Genomic DNA, 1247 nt, shown 5'->3' on the forward strand with positions numbered 1-1247 from the left:
GGTTTGGTTGACTCGTGGGGTTGATAGTTTTTAGGCGGCTAGCGCCATGTTGTTGATTGTCTCAAATTCGATCGGGGTCAGTTTTCCGAGGGCTTTCTGCCGTCTCCGGCGGTGATAGGTTCGTTCGATCCAGGTGATGATGGCCAGGCGGAGTTCCTGCCGGGTTTCCCAGCGTTTGCGGTTCAGGACGTTCTTTTGCAACAGGGCGAAAAACGATTCCATGGCTGCGTTGTCGCCGCACGCGCCGACCCTGCCCATCGAGCCCTTCAGCCCGCTGGCGTGCAGCGCGGACACGAATTTGCGGCTCCTGAATTGGCTGCCTCGATCCGAGTGCACGATCGTTCCCGACGGGTTCCGCAAGGACACCGCGTGGGCCAGCGCTGCCACCGCGAGGGAAGCTTTCATACGTCCGTTGATGGAGTAGCCCACGATGCGGTTCGAGTGCAGGTCCTTGATGGCACAGAGGTAGAGCTTGCCCTCACTGGTGGGGTGTTCGGTGATGTCCGTGACCCACCGGGTATCCCGGGCAGTGGCGGTGAAGTCCCGCTCCAGGAGGTCATCGTGGACCGGTGGGCCCGCCTGGCGGCCGCCAACCCGTTTGCGGTGGATGACCGAGAGGATCCCGTTGGCCGAACACAGCCGCCAGATACGCCGCTCACTGGCCACCCGGGTGGCGCCGGCGTTGAGTTCATCGGCGATGAACCGGTACCCGAACGCGGGATCATCGGCGTGGACATCGAGGGCGGCATTGATCAGGTGCGCTTCTTCCCAATCCCGGGCAGGGACGGGGTTGGCCTTCCACTTGTAGAAGGCCTGTGTGGAAAAGTTCAGTACCCGGCAGGTCACCGCGACGGGGACACCGTCAGCGGCCAGTTCGCGGACCAGCGGGAACATCATTTTGGGTTGACGTCCCGGGAAAGGTACGCGACAGCCCGACGCATGACCTCGGCTTCCTGCTCGAGAAGTTTGATGCGTTTGCGGGCGTCCCTCAGCTCCACGGATTCTTCCTTCGCCGCCCGCGCTTTAGGGTCGTCTTCCTCATCGGCTTTCTTTAGCCACCGGTGCAGGGCAGCGGGTGAAACTCCGAAGTCCTTGGCGATCGTGGTCAGGGGTGCTTCGCCCTTGCGGGCAACCGCGATCACGTCGCGGCGGAACTCTTCGGGAAAGGCCTTGGGCATGATGAACATCCTTCCACCCGCGAGGCTTATCCTCACAGGTCAGGAGTCAACCAAACCTTCAGCAGTCCC

The 1247-nt window shown here is 62.1% G+C and carries 1 protein-coding gene; it reads right to left on the reverse strand.

All coding sequences use genetic code 11. From position 1 onward, the window contains the following. Positions 1 to 30: 30 nt before the first annotated feature. A protein-coding gene (locus IWX75_RS17485; protein WP_196823531.1) for an IS3 family transposase occupies positions 31 to 1178 on the reverse strand; the annotation gives its coding sequence in 2 pieces (ribosomal slippage) (positions 31 to 899 and positions 899 to 1178; 1149 coding nt in all). Positions 1179 to 1247: the final 69 nt, after the last annotated feature.

This window comes from Arthrobacter sp. CAN_A6, assembly GCF_015751715.1.
In the GTDB taxonomy this organism is placed as follows: Bacteria; Actinomycetota; Actinomycetes; order Actinomycetales; family Micrococcaceae; genus Arthrobacter_D.